The organism is Vibrio xiamenensis (assembly GCF_900100015.1).
Classification (GTDB): domain Bacteria; phylum Pseudomonadota; class Gammaproteobacteria; order Enterobacterales; family Vibrionaceae; genus Vibrio; species Vibrio xiamenensis.
On sequence record NZ_FNDD01000042.1, the window covers coordinates 1 to 14,400 of the forward strand.

The following is a 14,400-nucleotide window of genomic DNA, read 5'->3' on the forward strand; positions in this document are numbered from 1 at the left end:
CGCTCAGGCACGTCAGTTTGAGCAAGCGATTGATACCTATGAACAAGTGTTAAAAAACGATCCCAATAACCAAGATGCCAAGCACAATTTGGACGTGGTCAAAAAAGCTCAGCAACAGCAACAGCAACAGCAACAGCAACAGCAACAGCAACAGCAACAGCAACAGCAACAGCAACAAAATCAAAACTCACAAGACCAAAAAAATCAGCAAAATCAGCAAAATCAGCAAAATCAGCAAAATCAGCAAAATCAGCAAAATCAGCAAAATCAGCAAAATCAGGGGCAGAATAAATCCGGCTCAAACCAAACGCAAAGCCAATCACAAGCGCAAAATTCTTCTCAGTCAAAAAGCAGCGCAGAGCCCCAAAACGCCCAAAATGCGGCGCAAAAACCATCGCCTCAGTCATCAGAGCAAAGCGATAAGCAGCGACAAGCAAAAGCGCAATCACGCTCTGACGAGCAACCAAAAAATGACTCGAAATATAGTGCCAGCGCTTCTACTCAAACTCAAAATGGGCAACCCGGCGATGATCAGCAACAGGCTCAACTTGGCCAAAGCAGCGAGCAAAAAACGCCGATCGATCCTGAGCTAAGAAAACTGGAACAAGTGGAAGCCGCGCGAGATCCCAGCCAACTTTTGCGCGCACAGATGATTTTGCAAGCCAAACAAAAAGACGCCCCTCTCGATACAGGTAAGAAGTGGTAACAATGAAAATGCATTCAATTCGAACCCTCCTATTTATTGTTCTCGCGGCGCTGGCGTACAGTCCGGCCAGCTATGCGCTGACGGTTCAAGCCAGCGTAAGCAAAAATAAAGTCGCCAAAAATGAAGTCTTTCAACTGCGGATTGTTACCGATAAACGTGTGAGCTCCGATGCCATCGACTTTAGTGTGCTGGATAACGACTTCTACCTTTCTCGGCCAAGCTTTGGCACGTCAATCAGTAGCATCAACGGCCAGCGCACCGTGCGCAGCGAATGGAATATTTCGCTGGCCAGCGACAAACTCGGCGTAGTAAAAATTCCGTCGTTTGAAATCGATGGCCAAAAGACTCAACCGATCGCGATTCAAGTGGTCAAAGCCAGTAATCAGATCAACACCCAAGACTTAGTTGAGCTGCAAGTCGACATCGACAACAAGACCCTTTACCCCAACGAATCGGCGATCTTAACCCTGCATTTGATTGTCAAATCCAGCCCGCGCCGTATGCGTAATCCGCGAATTTTCCCGCCTAAAGTGGACGATGGCATTGAACTCGAATCAATGCACAACGGCAAACAGTACGATACGGTCATCGACGGTGTATCGGCGTCGGTGGTGGAATATCAATTCCGCCTTACCGCCAACAAACCCGGCACTTATACACTGCAAGGTCCGTCGTTTAGCGGCAGCATTATCCAAGACGATCAAGCGACCGGTTCAACACGCATCATTCCGGTCAATATCGATGCGCAAAACTACACCATTACGGTTGAAGGAAAACCAAGCAACTACCATGGGCCGTGGATTCCAACCCCAAAACTGGATCTCAATCAGAGCTGGAAAGACAGCAACGGCAAGGCTATCGACGGCGCTAGCGTTTATCAAACCCATGTTGGTGAGTCGATATCTCGTGAGATCACACTTGATATTCAAGGGCTGGAACCAGAGCGTTTTCCTGAGATCAACATCGATTATCCAAGCTCGATTCGCGCCTATAAAGAGAAGCCGCAGTTTGAAACCCTTGATGACAACACGACCCGCATGACGGTTAAACAAGTGTTGATTCCACAAGTGACGGGCGATGTCAGCCTACCCGGCATCGATTTAGATTGGTGGAACAGCAATAAACGCGAGCAGCAAACCGCGCATTTAAACCCATTGAATTTGCAAGTTGGCGCGGCGACCAGCTTAAACGCCGCTCCGGTCGCGCCGTCAGTAGCAACGCCGGCACCACAAGTAAAAACCGTCACCGTGACAGACCCAGGTTACTGGCCTTATCTCACCGCGCTGTTTGCTGCGCTGTGGATCATCACCGGAATTTGGGCATTCAATGCGGGTCGTAAACGCCCTATTGCTAAAGAGGCCTCAGCCACCAAGCCGATAAGTTCGACATGGGATAACTTACTTAACGCTTGCCAACAAAGCGATGTAATTCAAATTCAACGCTATTGCCGCATGTGGCTGAGCGAACATCCGCAATTGGCGTCAAATTTAGTCGCTGAAATTGAGCAGCAACTGAGTCTCATGAACCAAAGTCAGTTCTCGTCGTCCGGTATTGAGTGGCGAAATCGTGATTTAATCGCGGCGCTAAAAAAAGCACACAAAACTCTCAATAAAGAGACGAAAAAACCGTCACAATTAGCCAAACTCTAGCTGGCTGTTGACATAGGTGCCGATGGTTAGTGCTAGATTTATTAGCAATGTGGATGTATCGGAGGGAGAGATTGTGTCTGCTGCACAAAGCCCGAAAACGGAAGAAACCTATGTAATTATCTATTTCGATGGTGCCGATATGGCAGCATTTGAAATTGAGGCGGAAACGCGTGAGCAAGCCGTCGAAGCGTTTAAACATACCGGACGCTCGGAAAAAGATGTCTTTTCGATTCGCCCTTAACGGCGCGGTTAAATTCAGTACATCTTTCGCTTGAATTGAGCATATAAAAAAACCACGTAGTCACGTGGTTTTTTTATCGCTATTGAATCGCTAAAACGATTCGCCTGAAACGCTCGCGCCCGATTACAGGTTTTCGCCGTAGATATCAAAATCAAAGTACTTCGCAGCAATTTTATCGTAAGTGCCGTTAGCACGAATGGCTTTGATGGCTTGGTTAAACTTGTCGGCCAGTGCTTTATCTTGCTTGCGCAGCGCCAGTGCCGTGCCCTCGCCAATATAAGTTTTGTCTGTCACCGCCTCGCCTTTAAATCCAAACGGCTTGCCTTCTGGCTTATCCAAAAATGCGAGAGACAGCTGATCAGCGTTACCAAATGTCGCGTCCAAACGGCCATTTTGCATATCTAAATACACTTCATCTTGGCCGCTGTAACGTTTGATTTGCGCCACGCCACCAAACATATCGGTAACGTAACGGTCATGAATCGTGCCTTGCTGTACCCCGATGGTTTTACCCGCTAAACCGGTTTTATCAATGCTGAAATCAGCCGTTTTACTGGTCACAAAACGCGCCGGCGTTTGGTAATACTTATCGGTAAACAACACCTTCTTTTTACGATCGTCAGTGATGCGCATCGATGCCATGATCACATCTGACTTACGTGCCATCAAAGATGGGATGAGTGCGTCCCAACCTTGCGACACCCAAGTACACTCAAGTTTGGCTTGTTTGCAAAGCGCGTCGGCAATTTCGATATCAAAACCAACCGGCGTTCCTTCTGCGTTTTTGTAGTTGAACGGTGGATAGGTGAAATCCGATGCAAGACGAACTTCTTTTGCCATTGCAGCACCGCAAAATAGACTGCTCAAAGCCAAACCAAGCACTAAGTTTTTCATACAATTCCCTTTTTATGAGTTAGACGTTATGGAGTAACGATTGAGCACATCAACCACTTCTTGCATGCTCTGCTGGCTACCAATGGTAATGCGCACACAATCGCGCAGCGCAGGTTCATGATGTTGGTTGCGCGTGACAATACCTTGGCTAAGTAAATAATCAAACACATTCGCACCTTGGCGTGTGTGGATGAGGACAAAATTGGTCGCGGATGGATATACCTTGTTCACAAAAGGCATACGCGAGACTTGGTCGATAAACCATTGCCGTGTTTGGATTAGCCTATCGGACGCTGCTCGCATCTGGCTAATGCCCTCTTTTGATAATGCTTCGAGCACCACTTTTGAGCTTGAGTCTGGCATCGGGTATGGCGGTATCAATTTCATCACAAAGTCCATCACCGATGGCGCAGCAATAATGAAACCGCAGCGTACTGACGCCAAACCAAACGCTTTGGATAAGGTGCGAATCACTATCAGATTAGGGTATTCACCCACCAAAGACGCCACGCTTTGCTGAAACTCAAACTCGATATAGGCCTCGTCTACCACCACCAACGTGTTGTGTTTGGTTGCTTCTAACACTTCGATGATGTCGCCCCGATCGAGCAGGTTACCGGTCGGATTATTCGGTGAGCATAAAAAGACCAAGTTCGCGTTTTGCGCAGCGTTGATGACGCCTTGGCAATCGAGCTTAAATTGCTCGCCAATCAGTGGCACTTTGATGGTTGCAATCGCTAACGCATCAGCGCAGAACTCATACATGGCGTACGTTGGCGTGCATACCACGATATTATCGCGACCTGGCTGACAAAAAGTGCGAATCAAAAGGTCAATCGCTTCATCCGCGCCACGCACAGCGAGCACTGGTGACGTCACTTGGCTATAGGCTTGATAAGCGCGCGCCACGTCATGAGGGAGAAAATCTGGATAGCGATGGTAATCACCCACATGGTCCCCATAGTGAATCGGGGTTTCAAGTTCATTGGCATTGAGCCACACTCGCCCAGTACCACCGATACGGCGTGCCGATTGGTAAGGTATTAATTTTTTTATAGCCTCAGGCGCTAGTTTTTCTGCAACGGAAGACATTCCCACCTCGAACCTGTGTTATGTAGTCGAACAATCTAAATAATTAGTCGAATAAAAGCATAAATAGTGATTTAAATTTCACTTTCATTACGTTGTGACTTATTCAAGCAAAAACTATTTGTAAACTGAATCGAAATAAACACATACTAGCCATGATAAAAATTCATAACTAAGCCGTAATATGACTCTGCCTTCAACCAAAACTTTGCAAGCCTTTCTCGCCACAGCTGAGCACTTGAGCTTCACCCGTGCTGCCGATGCACTGAACTTAACTCAAGGAGCGATCAGTCGTCAGATCATTGCGCTCGAAGAGTTAATCGGCGTAAAATTGTTTTATCGCCACGCGCGTGGCCTGACATTGACGCCGCAGGGTAGCCAATTTGTTACGCGCGCCGAAGACATCATTGCACGCCTTTATCATGCGATAAGCGAAGTGGCCGCAACGCCATCACGCATCAAACTCAACGCACCAAGCTGTGTCACCGCTTGGCTACTGCCACGATTAATGGCGTTTCAAGATGCCCACCCCGAAGCGGATGTCGAGTTAACTTCGACCATTAAACATCTTTCAGAACCTAACTTTGACGCCTTTGATGCGGTCATTATGTATGGCAAAACGCCAAAACAGCCCAGTTTGAACAGCCAGTTATTGTTTGAAGAGCGCCTGACCCCTTTGTGTCGCCCAGAGCTGTGGCAATCGGTGATTGGCGATTCCCCGGTTACCATGGCGCAAAGTTTGCCAAAATTTACTTGGCTGCATGCCAACCCAACCCAAAGCGATTGGCGACTGTGGCTTGAACATTGCGATCAACCACGCATGTGCAGCAAGAGCAATCAACATTTTTCTACCCTAGATCAAGCGATGAACGCGGCTCAACAAGGTTTTGGAATAGCCGTTGGCGACATTACCCTTGCCGCCCAAGATCTGCAGTTAAATCGCCTTATCATGCCATTTGATGATTCGGTGAGTTCTGGGCAAAGTTACTATTTCCTTTATCCAAGACAAAGCGATAACCCAATCTTGAACCTGCTGCAAAATTGGCTGACATCTGAAGGCTAAACGCTTCATTTTTAACGTATGATTAAAGGTTGTTAGCACGCGATGCGCTAAGCTCAACATGTTTACGCACGCTTTCATTCGACCTAGGACGTTATTTCATGCCAAGCCAACAGAAATTGTTAGAAGCTCCGATTCATCGCGCCTTACTTTCGTTGGCGGTGCCCATTGTCATTGGTCAGATTTTGCAATCGGCTTACCAATTAACCGACGCATTTTGGGTTGGCCGACTGGGTGCCCATCAGGTCGCTGCGGTATCGGTCAGTATGCCAGTCACCTTTTTAGTTATCGCACTTGGCTCTGGCCTTGCAATGGCGGGAGCGACACTATCAGCGCAGTACATGGGTGCCAAGCAGTATGAAAAGGTCAATCATGTTGCAGCGCAAACCATGTTGATGGTGCTATTCACGTCGATAGTTCTCGGTTTAACTGGTTATCTGCTTTCGCCCTATTTCCTCACCTTGCTCAGTGTCGAATCTGCGGTATATCAGGATGCGCTGCGCTTTATGCACGTATCGTTTATCGGCGTCGTATTTGTGTTCACCTTTGCAATGTTCCAAGCGATCATGCGCGGCATTGGCCAAGTAAAGGTGCCGCTTTACATCGTACTGGGCACTGTACTGGCCAACTTTCTGCTCGACCCACTGTTTATTTTTGGCTTTGGCCCCGTGCCCGCTTATGGGGTGATGGGCGCAGCCTTGTCGACTCTTGTAACACAAGGCCTAGCGGCAGTACTCGGCTTGGTGGTATTGGTCAAAGGCCGCCACGGCATTCATCTGCAAAGGCGCCACTTTAAACCCGATATGACTTATATTCGCCGCGCTTTTTTCCTCGGCGTTCCGGGCTCTGTTGAGCTATCGGCGCGCGCACTCGGGCTGATTATCATGTCTTTCCTGGTCGCCAGCTTTGGTACCGTCACTATCGCGTCCTACGGAGTTGGCTCAAATATTTTGCAAGTCGTGACCATTCCCGCCATGGGGCTATCGATGGCGGTGTCCACCCTGGTTGGCCAGAATCTTGGAGCGCGACAAATCGAGCGCGCTGAAAAAGTGACTTATATCGGCACTCTGTGGGGCTTTTTGGCGTTAACTCTGCTTGGCGTGCTCGCCTACTTTTTCGCTCCGAATATCGTTGGCTTCTTTATTCCAGACGACCCACAAGTTATCGAGCACGGCGGCGAATTTGTTCGTACCATGGCACTGACTTGGGGCTTCATCGGTGTGCAGTTGTGTGTGGTTTCGGCGTTTCGCGCCTCAGGTAATATGGTCAATACCATGGTGCTGTCACTGCTGTCACAATGGGTATTTCAATTCCCGCTTGCCTACGTGCTGTCTAAGCATACTGCGCTCGCCGAAGCGGGCATTTGGTATTCGTTTGCTGTTACCAATGTGCTGATAGCCATTGTGTCAGTGGCGTGGTTTGCCCGCGGGCGCTGGAAGGAAACTCGCCTTACCGAAGATGATCACAGTGTACTGCAAGTGACGGAAGAAGCGCTGATTGAAATTGACGAACACCGTTAATCGTCGAAATATCAATAAAATCTGTAGAGTGTGAGTTGTTTGCTTGAGTCCAAGCGTCACTCACCACATACTGCGTAAAGGTTTTTTATGTAGCTTGACGCCACATGCCGTCATAGAGGTAATAACATGGACGTGCTTAACGCATTACACCAACACCGCTCAATCCGTCAATACCATCCAGATGCAGTTGACTCAACACTACTTGAAGAAGTTCTTAGCGCCGGTATTCGCGCATCTTCCTCTGGCAACATGCAGTCGTATTCGATCGTCGTGACCCAAGACCCAGCCCTAAAACAGGCTCTATTTGAACCGCACATGGAACAAAACATGGTGGTTGATGCGCCTGTATTAGTGACGTTTTGCGCCGACTTTCGCCGCATGCGTAAATGGTTAAAGCTAAGTAATGCGCCGCAGAACTTTGATAACTTTATGAGTTTTATGATTGGCGCCATCGATGCCACCTTGGTATCGCAAAACGTCGCGCTCGCCGCCGAAGCAAAAGGGCTTGGTGTTTGCTATATGGGCTCAACCTTAGCCAATTGCGACCAAATCGGCGAGCTGCTCAAACTACCAGAAGGTGTCGTGCCTGTCGTGGGATTTTCACTGGGTTACCCGGCTGAAACACCAGAGCTTCGCGATCGCTTACCACTGGATGGCCTAGTGCACTATGAAACCTATCACGATCACAGCGATGAAGAGATCCGCGCTATGTACTCAGAGCGGGAACAAGCAGGCTGGGCTCGTTACATGTCTTACCCAAGTTTGAAAGCCATGATTGAGCAGTCGGATGTCGAAAACCTTGCGCAGATTTACACTAAGCTGAAATACACCAAAGAGTCGCATATCGAGTTTTCGCAAACCGTACTCGACTACCTTGAACGCCAAGGCTTTATGCATAATCAGTGATGTTAAACCAGCCAAAGCTTTAAGTTTGCAAACACAGATATAAGCTAAAGCATTGGCCGCTTATCCGCCCGCTGCTGCGCAGGTTAATGTTCAGCAGCGTTGCTATCACTTCGCCTCTGTTGGTTTTTCACCTACGGCCTATTTACGCTGCGAATTGCAGTAGCGGTCCCAATACGGCGTGTCCCCATAATAGTCACTTAGAAAATCGATAAAATGGCGTACTTTTGAAGCCAAAAACTCTCGATGACTATAGAGGGCGTACAAACCAAGCGATTCAATGGCAAACTTTTCTAATACTTGCAGTTCATTCGCCTCAATCGCAGCGCCGGTAAGAAAGGTCGGCTGAATCGCGTAGCCGCGTCCTTGAATCGCTAAATTCACTATCACATCGCCATTATTGCTGGAAAAATCGCTGTTGAAATCCTGACTCGACATCGACGAAGACCAATCCAGTAACAAGGTACGCAAATCCGAATAAGTAAAACGTAGATAATTGAGTTTACTCAAATCGGTTAAATCTTGCGGCTCTCCATGCCGACGCCAGTAGGCGTGTGAAGCGCACAGCACCAAGCGAATCGGTACGATTTTTTTGGCCACCAACGTCGAGCTTTTGAGGTGACCTATTCGCAGCGCAACATCGATACCTTCATCAAGCAGATCAACTTTACGGTCAGTGAGTAGCAATTCCACTTTCATCTCTGGATATTGGTCTTGAAAACGCGCAATGGGCTCTGACAAATGATGAATACCAAACGACATCGGCGCGCTAACACGCAGCGTACCTGAGACTTGAGTTTGCAAATTACTCAAATCATTTTCCATATCATCAATATCTTGCACTATCTGCTGGCAACGTTCGAAGTAGGCCTGCCCTGCTTCGGTCAAATGAACTCGGCGAGTGGTGCGATTAAGAAGCCGCACTTTAAGGCTCTCTTCAAGTTGACCGATATACTTACTGATGAGCTGCGGTGACATATCCAGGCGCCCCGCGGCTTTGGTAAAGCTGCCCTCAAGCACCACCGCATTAAATGCGCGCATGGCATTAAGTTTGTCCATAACCCTGAGCCTCAATGATTAACAACGTAATGTTGATAATTAAGCAATGAATAGCGGTTTTATCATAGATTCATTGAAAGGTATATTGAATACATCGCAATCGCCACCCATGTTAAAACCGTGGCCAATGAGTCGCCCAAAAGGCTAAGAGAGAAGTAAATGAGCAATCCAATCCGTATGCCAGCCCTGTTTTTGTCGCACGGGTCACCGATGATGGCGATAGAACACTCTTCAACCACAGAGTTTTTCAAACAGTTAGGCAAAGATTTACCAACGCCTAAGGCAATCGTGATTTTTTCTGCCCACTTTGACTACCGAGGCCCGACCTTTATTACCAGTGGTCATACTCTTGGCACCATTCACGATTTCTACGGTTTTCCTCAACCGCTATATGATATTCAATATCCAGCCAATGGCGCGCCGCAACTTGCAGAGCAGATTCAACAGATGTTGTCATCCGCCGGCATTGAAGCAGCAACGGTTGCGGACCAAGGGCTAGACCATGGTGCCTGGATTCCAATGTTGTACATGTTTCCAAACCATGACATCCCCATTGTGCAAGTGTCACTGAACAGCACCAAAGATGCCATTGCGCACTTTGAAATTGGTCGCTGGCTACGCCCACTGCGTGAGCAAGGTGTATTATTCGTTGGCTCTGGCGGTATTAGCCATAACTTGCGTGAAGTGTTTGCACCGAATGCCGACCCGTCACGAGTGGCGAAAGTGAACGCATTTACCGATTGGGTGGGTGAAGAAGTAAAAAATGGTCGTGTCGATGCGCTGCTTGATTACCAAGCCCAAGCACCACACGCGCTGTATAACCACCCGACACCAGAGCATTACTTACCGCTGCCAAGCATTCTCGGCACCACTTATGAGGATGAAAAAGGCCAGGTGATGCACCGAGCAATGGATCTGGAAATTTTGGCGCTGGACGCCTATGGCTATGGTGTTTAAATCGAGGCCATGGTGTTTAAATCAAGGCTATGGTGTTTAAAGCGAAATTCAGTCATTACCCAAATAGCGATGAGTGAAAAGCCAAATCGGTAACAAAGACAAAGGGACGAAATTTCGTCCCTTTTTACATTTGACTGAGAATCAAATTAAGCCGCCAAACAGTAATAAGTGACAACGTAATGAACAAATCTCAATGACCAGTCATTAAACACCCACCCACTGAACGCGACGTTAAATTACAACTTAAAGTAGCCCACCAGCTTATCAAGTTGCGACGATAAGCGTTGCAAGCTCGCGCTGGAGTCATTAAGTTGCCCTGCGATATCCGTGGTTTCCATTGTCAATTGGTTAATTTCTTCAACATTACGGTTGATGTCTTCAACCACACTTGACTGCTCTTCCGTAGCGGTTGCAACTTGAATATTTTGATCGCTGATTTGGTCAATATGACCATTGATTTGCTCAAGGGATTCGTTGGCTTTGTCGGCATATTCCACGACTAAGCCACTTTTCGTCCTACCTTTGCCCATCGCATCAACCGCACGTTTTGACTCCGCTTGAAGCTTATCAATAATTTGTTGAATCTCTTCGGTTGAATCGGCTGAGCGACTCGCCAGTGTACGCACTTCATCAGCAACCACCGCGAACCCGCGGCCTTGCTCGCCGGCACGCGCCGCTTCAATCGCCGCATTCAGCGCCAACAAGTTAGTTTGCTCCGAGATACTGCGAATGGTATCCAACGTTGAGCTAATCCCATCGATTTGACTGGCTAGTGATTCAACCACATTGGTCGATTTTTCCAATTCATCAGACAGTTCGGCAATTTGTACTCGTGCTTGACTCACCACCTCGCGCCCATCCGCCGAGCGGTGAGTCGCTTCACGGGCAACCTCTGCCGCATTCGCGGCATTCGATGCGATTTCACTCACTGTCGCGCCCAATTCATGGATGGCAGTGGCAACTTGCACGGTGCGATCGCGCTGCGAGGTACAATTGTCTTGCGTAAAGCGCGCGCGTTTGGCCACATCATCAGCCATGGTTGAAAGTTCACGAGAATTCGACGCCACTTCATTGATTGAACTGTGCACTTTCTCGATAAACTGGTTAAAGCTATTACCGATATCAGTCAGCTCATCTTTACCTTCTAATGTCACTCGCGTATCCAGAGCGAGCGTTTTTGCCGCCTCACTCATGGTTTCGCGCAAGAATGACACTCGACTACGTAGATTGCTGACAATAATCCACGAGGTAATAAACGATATCACCAGGCCAATGACGATGATCATGATTTGCCCATTGCGCCCATTGATATAGCTGTCAACACTGGATTCGTTTTGGCGCTCGGCTTGTTTTAGCAGTAGCTCCAAAAGGTCATTAGCGGCTTTACGCATCGTGCCATAGGTTTTAGCATATTGATCTCGATAGATGATCTGCGCTTTGGCTGTATCGCCTTGTTCAAAAGCGGTCAGCAGCGGGTTCAGGTCATTACTGACCATGGTTTCAAACTGGTTGAGTAGGTCTTTGGCTTTGGCTTTAAGGTCCGGGTTAACCTGAGCATCCACCGCATCCGTCATCGCTTGACGCATCTCAGGAATGTCTTCTGTACGAGCCTCTTTAACGCGCGTCAAGACCCCTTTTGCATCACGCAGCGGCGTTTCTTGTAGCAGCATCATGTCGATTCCAACTCGCATTCGCGGAATACGCGAAGCCGCTTCGGCCATTGCTCGCATAGGTGCTGCGGTATTAAGGTAGAGTTTTTCAGCTTGAGTTTGCATCACCGACATGGTTCTCAAACTATCAAGTCCAACAAAGATTAACGCGATGCAAGGAATAACAACCGCAATAACCAAGCGACTTTTCAACGTAAGTCTATTGATGAACATAAAGCATCCTTTAGTTTGTATTTCATACTGTAATTGGCAAACTTAAGTATAAGAGAGGATGCGAAAAAGGAAGGAAAATGTTTGTTGAGAGTGACTTGTGCCAAACAGAGCTTTTCACCTCGATGACACAACTCACATTGATTGCGGTTAAATAACAACCAACTTCATAAATCGAATAACCCGTATTTAGGGCGTAGAATACACGGGTAAAAGTGACCCCATTGCTAGAGTCACATCAATAAAATGAGTTAGACCAACTAACGATTAATCCAGTTAACAAGCTGATTTTGCAGCAAAACCAGCACTTCTCGCCGCGCACCAGAAAGCAACAAACTGCGCTGCCTGTTTGCAACTTCACACTGAGTACTGGCCCCGGCTGCAAAACTTATCGCCAACCCCTTTGGACTCGCCACTTGCTCGAGTGTTTGGTCGATAAACCGCTCTCGGCTGGTTTTCGCGACGCCTTCAAGGGCTTTGGTCTGCGCGTGCAGAATATCCCTTTGGCTGCGCATCTTTCCTAATCCAAACATTGCGGCTCCTTTTGATTAATTTGACTCTGGCCTGTGAGACTCATCATCGCTTGGAATCAACGCATCTAGCGTGCGAGTAAAATTCATCGCGCTTAACGTCCGATTTACCATGCTAAGTAACACAACCGCAGAAATCAGGGACACCAACGCGCCCACCGACAAAATCGCCATTAGGGAGAAACCATAGCTCCAAGCCACCGCAGCAACTGCTGCAATCAACATTAGCCATGTTGTCACGAGTAACACCGCGACAGCGCACATCAAAGCAACCAATTGGGCACTGGATGCAACCCAGATTTTTGCTTCAATAGCACCAAGGCCAACAAGGCGTTTGAACCATAATTTATGGGCTTTGGTCACTTGTTCAAACGTTATGGAACCTTGCGTTGACTGCTGCTCAGACTGCGAAATATTGTCACTCATGCTTTCTCCCAATCGTTAATACTTAAATCAGCATTAAATGCTTAAATCAGGCGCGTACCAAAACCGTGACGTCTATTTGCGTTTACTGCATAGCAAACCGGCAACCACAGCCCCAGCCAGAAATGCAATACCGACCGATTTAACCGGATTTTCTTTGGTGTAAGTGCCCACAGCGTTAGACACACGCTCAGATTGCGCCTTTGCTTTCTCAGAAATGACATGGGCTTGGTCACTAATTTGCTGCGCCACTTGGCGAATTTGTTCGTCACTACGTTCAGCTGCCGCCGCCGCGTTATCCACACCTTTGTGAGCCGCTTCAGCTGCTTGGTCAACTTTATCGTGTGCTTTATCTTGAGTAGACGTTTTTGTTGTTGTAGCCATAGTGAGTCTCCTTCTTATAAACTTACTTATGACTAAGCGATGACCGTGCCATGTTTATAACTAACTGAATTTAATCTATTTTATATAACAATCCGTCAACTACCAGTGACAGTATTGAAAACATCCTACAGGCGATGATGTAAAAATTTCATACTGACTTAACAGCTAATTACGACATGTGACCTAGAGGAATGAACACTGTGCCTGCTGCCAATCTTGTCGATAACGGCGGGGAGAAACACCAAAATATTTGGTAAAACGATGGGTAAAGTTATTGGCATCTCGGTAGCCAAGACGCGCAGCGATCATTTTCACCGACCACTCTTTGGTTTTGAGCAGATCGCTGGCCTTATTCATACGAAGTGCAATCACATACTCACGCGGCGTTTTGCCATAAAGCTTTTTACTGACTCGATTAAGTTGCTCTTCGCTAAGATAAGCGCGGCGTGCGATTTCGCTCACCGTCCAATCATGATGCAATTGAGACTCGACCAAATTAAACACACTCATCACTCTTAGTGGCGCCTCTCGCGCGGCAGAGTCGACGCCAGAAAGCAGTTTAACCACCTCGCTTAACATCAAGGTTCGAAAACTTTGTCGGCCATGAATATCTCCATGCAATAAGTTAAGCGCCGCATAAATCGACTCTGCGACATCTGATTCAATCACCACTTGCCCCATCGACGCGATCATTTGCCACTGAGCGCTGTCGCTCAATAAAATCCACGCCATCTTCCAATGTTGGGACTGAGGATGCAGTTCAAAGCGAAATGGCTGATGTGCGGGCAGTACCGTGATTGAATCCGGATTGATATCCAGGCACTGATTCGCCGTGGTTAAAAGCCCTCTTCCCCCGATTGACATCAGAAGCGTATGCTCCTCCGGGCCTTGACGTTCAACGCGATAACCCAGATTAAGGTCCGCAAGGCCAGCCATAAATATTTGCTGTTCAAAGAGCTCTGGAATCTCCGAGCGAGTCAGAAAACGCTCTTTACACTGCGGCGCTAAGAACACCTCATCATGCCAAACTCGTGTGGCGACTTTTGGCTCGATGACAGATTCGCACAGGTTTTTGTCAGTTTTAAACATTTAGCTCGCTCTTAGT

The 14,400-nt window shown here is 47.8% G+C and carries 14 protein-coding genes and 1 pseudogene; 7 read left to right on the forward strand and 8 right to left on the reverse strand.

Annotated elements, in window-relative coordinates:
- From BLS03_RS25755 to BLS03_RS25760, 3 genes and pseudogenes are all read left to right on the forward strand, one after another.
- A pseudogene (locus BLS03_RS25755) lies at window positions 1-706 on the forward strand (hypothetical protein); the annotation flags it as partial.
- Window positions 707-708: 2 nt separating this feature from the next.
- Window positions 709-2,355, forward strand: a complete 1,647-nt coding sequence (locus tag BLS03_RS23065; protein ID WP_093279231.1) for a BatD family protein — start codon at window positions 709-711, stop codon at window positions 2,353-2,355.
- 73 nt (window positions 2,356-2,428) lie between these two features.
- A complete protein-coding gene (locus tag BLS03_RS25760) occupies window positions 2,429-2,596 on the forward strand; it encodes a hypothetical protein (RefSeq protein WP_176765674.1) in 168 nt (55 codons plus the stop codon).
- 123 nt (window positions 2,597-2,719) lie between these two features.
- Here the strand turns inward: BLS03_RS25760 and BLS03_RS23070 are convergent, their stop codons facing one another.
- Together BLS03_RS23070 and hisC are read right to left on the reverse strand one after the other, a co-directional pair.
- Window positions 2,720-3,490: an ABC transporter substrate-binding protein gene (locus BLS03_RS23070; protein ID WP_093279232.1), complete on the reverse strand. Its 771-nt coding sequence runs from the start codon at window positions 3,488-3,490 to the stop codon at window positions 2,720-2,722.
- Window positions 3,491-3,502: 12 nt separating this feature from the next.
- On the reverse strand, window positions 3,503-4,582 hold the full coding sequence (gene hisC, locus BLS03_RS23075; RefSeq protein WP_093279233.1) for a histidinol-phosphate transaminase: 1,080 nt from the start codon (window positions 4,580-4,582) through the stop codon (window positions 3,503-3,505).
- Between the two features lie 181 nt (window positions 4,583-4,763).
- Here hisC and BLS03_RS23080 point away from each other — a divergent pair, with 181 nt between their 5' ends.
- The 3 genes from BLS03_RS23080 (at window position 4,764) to BLS03_RS23090 (ending at window position 8,065) form a co-directional block, all read left to right on the forward strand.
- Window positions 4,764-5,642, forward strand: coding sequence for a LysR family transcriptional regulator (locus BLS03_RS23080; protein WP_093279234.1), 879 nt, complete (start codon window positions 4,764-4,766; stop codon window positions 5,640-5,642).
- Window positions 5,643-5,740: 98 nt separating this feature from the next.
- On the forward strand, window positions 5,741-7,159 hold the full coding sequence (locus tag BLS03_RS23085) for an MATE family efflux transporter (RefSeq protein ID WP_093279235.1): 1,419 nt from the start codon (window positions 5,741-5,743) through the stop codon (window positions 7,157-7,159).
- Between the two features lie 126 nt (window positions 7,160-7,285).
- Window positions 7,286-8,065, forward strand: coding sequence for a nitroreductase family protein (locus tag BLS03_RS23090; protein ID WP_093279236.1), 780 nt, complete (start codon window positions 7,286-7,288; stop codon window positions 8,063-8,065).
- Between the two features lie 138 nt (window positions 8,066-8,203).
- Here BLS03_RS23090 and BLS03_RS23095 read toward each other — a convergent pair whose 3' ends face one another.
- Entirely contained in the window at window positions 8,204-9,121 is a 918-nt protein-coding gene (locus tag BLS03_RS23095; protein ID WP_093279237.1) for a LysR family transcriptional regulator, read from the reverse strand.
- Between the two features lie 159 nt (window positions 9,122-9,280).
- Between BLS03_RS23095 and BLS03_RS23100 the strand changes: the two genes are divergently transcribed.
- Window positions 9,281-10,078 (forward strand): DODA-type extradiol aromatic ring-opening family dioxygenase, encoded by a 798-nt coding sequence (locus BLS03_RS23100; protein ID WP_093279238.1) that lies wholly within the window; start codon window positions 9,281-9,283, stop codon window positions 10,076-10,078.
- 236 nt (window positions 10,079-10,314) lie between these two features.
- Here BLS03_RS23100 and BLS03_RS23105 read toward each other — a convergent pair whose 3' ends face one another.
- The 5 genes from BLS03_RS23105 to BLS03_RS23125 form a co-directional block, all read right to left on the reverse strand.
- Complete coding sequence (locus tag BLS03_RS23105; protein ID WP_093279239.1) at window positions 10,315-11,961, reverse strand: methyl-accepting chemotaxis protein; 1,647 nt, start codon at window positions 11,959-11,961, stop codon at window positions 10,315-10,317.
- Window positions 11,962-12,218: 257 nt separating this feature from the next.
- A complete protein-coding gene (locus BLS03_RS23110) occupies window positions 12,219-12,491 on the reverse strand; it encodes a hypothetical protein (RefSeq protein ID WP_093279240.1) in 273 nt (90 codons plus the stop codon).
- A 15-nt stretch (window positions 12,492-12,506) separates the two neighbouring features.
- Complete coding sequence (locus BLS03_RS23115) at window positions 12,507-12,914, reverse strand: hypothetical protein (protein WP_093279241.1); 408 nt, start codon at window positions 12,912-12,914, stop codon at window positions 12,507-12,509.
- A gap of 72 nt (window positions 12,915-12,986) precedes the next feature.
- Window positions 12,987-13,295: a hypothetical protein gene (locus tag BLS03_RS23120; RefSeq protein ID WP_093279242.1), complete on the reverse strand. Its 309-nt coding sequence runs from the start codon at window positions 13,293-13,295 to the stop codon at window positions 12,987-12,989.
- A 183-nt stretch (window positions 13,296-13,478) separates the two neighbouring features.
- Window positions 13,479-14,384 carry a helix-turn-helix transcriptional regulator gene (locus BLS03_RS23125; RefSeq protein WP_093279243.1) on the reverse strand — a complete coding sequence of 302 codons (906 nt, stop codon included), beginning with the start codon at window positions 14,382-14,384 and terminating at the stop codon, window positions 13,479-13,481.
- Window positions 14,385-14,400 lie beyond the last annotated feature (16 nt).

Bases quoted from the DNA above. Each gene is read 5' to 3' on its own strand.
- BLS03_RS23065 (WP_093279231.1), top strand. From the start codon at position 709: ATGAAAATGCATTCAATTCGAACCCTCCTATTTATTGTTCTCGCGGCG.
- BLS03_RS23070 (WP_093279232.1), bottom strand. From the start codon at position 3,490: ATGAAAAACTTAGTGCTTGGTTTGGCTTTGAGCAGTCTATTTTGCGGT.
- hisC (WP_093279233.1), bottom strand. From the start codon at position 4,582: ATGTCTTCCGTTGCAGAAAAACTAGCGCCTGAGGCTATAAAAAAATTA.
- BLS03_RS23080 (WP_093279234.1), top strand. From the start codon at position 4,764: ATGACTCTGCCTTCAACCAAAACTTTGCAAGCCTTTCTCGCCACAGCT.
- BLS03_RS23085 (WP_093279235.1), top strand. From the start codon at position 5,741: ATGCCAAGCCAACAGAAATTGTTAGAAGCTCCGATTCATCGCGCCTTA.
- BLS03_RS23090 (WP_093279236.1), top strand. From the start codon at position 7,286: ATGGACGTGCTTAACGCATTACACCAACACCGCTCAATCCGTCAATAC.
- BLS03_RS23095 (WP_093279237.1), bottom strand. From the start codon at position 9,121: ATGGACAAACTTAATGCCATGCGCGCATTTAATGCGGTGGTGCTTGAG.
- BLS03_RS23100 (WP_093279238.1), top strand. From the start codon at position 9,281: ATGAGCAATCCAATCCGTATGCCAGCCCTGTTTTTGTCGCACGGGTCA.
- BLS03_RS23105 (WP_093279239.1), bottom strand. From the start codon at position 11,961: ATGTTCATCAATAGACTTACGTTGAAAAGTCGCTTGGTTATTGCGGTT.
- BLS03_RS23110 (WP_093279240.1), bottom strand. From the start codon at position 12,491: ATGTTTGGATTAGGAAAGATGCGCAGCCAAAGGGATATTCTGCACGCG.
- BLS03_RS23115 (WP_093279241.1), bottom strand. From the start codon at position 12,914: ATGAGTGACAATATTTCGCAGTCTGAGCAGCAGTCAACGCAAGGTTCC.
- BLS03_RS23120 (WP_093279242.1), bottom strand. From the start codon at position 13,295: ATGGCTACAACAACAAAAACGTCTACTCAAGATAAAGCACACGATAAA.
- BLS03_RS23125 (WP_093279243.1), bottom strand. From the start codon at position 14,384: ATGTTTAAAACTGACAAAAACCTGTGCGAATCTGTCATCGAGCCAAAA.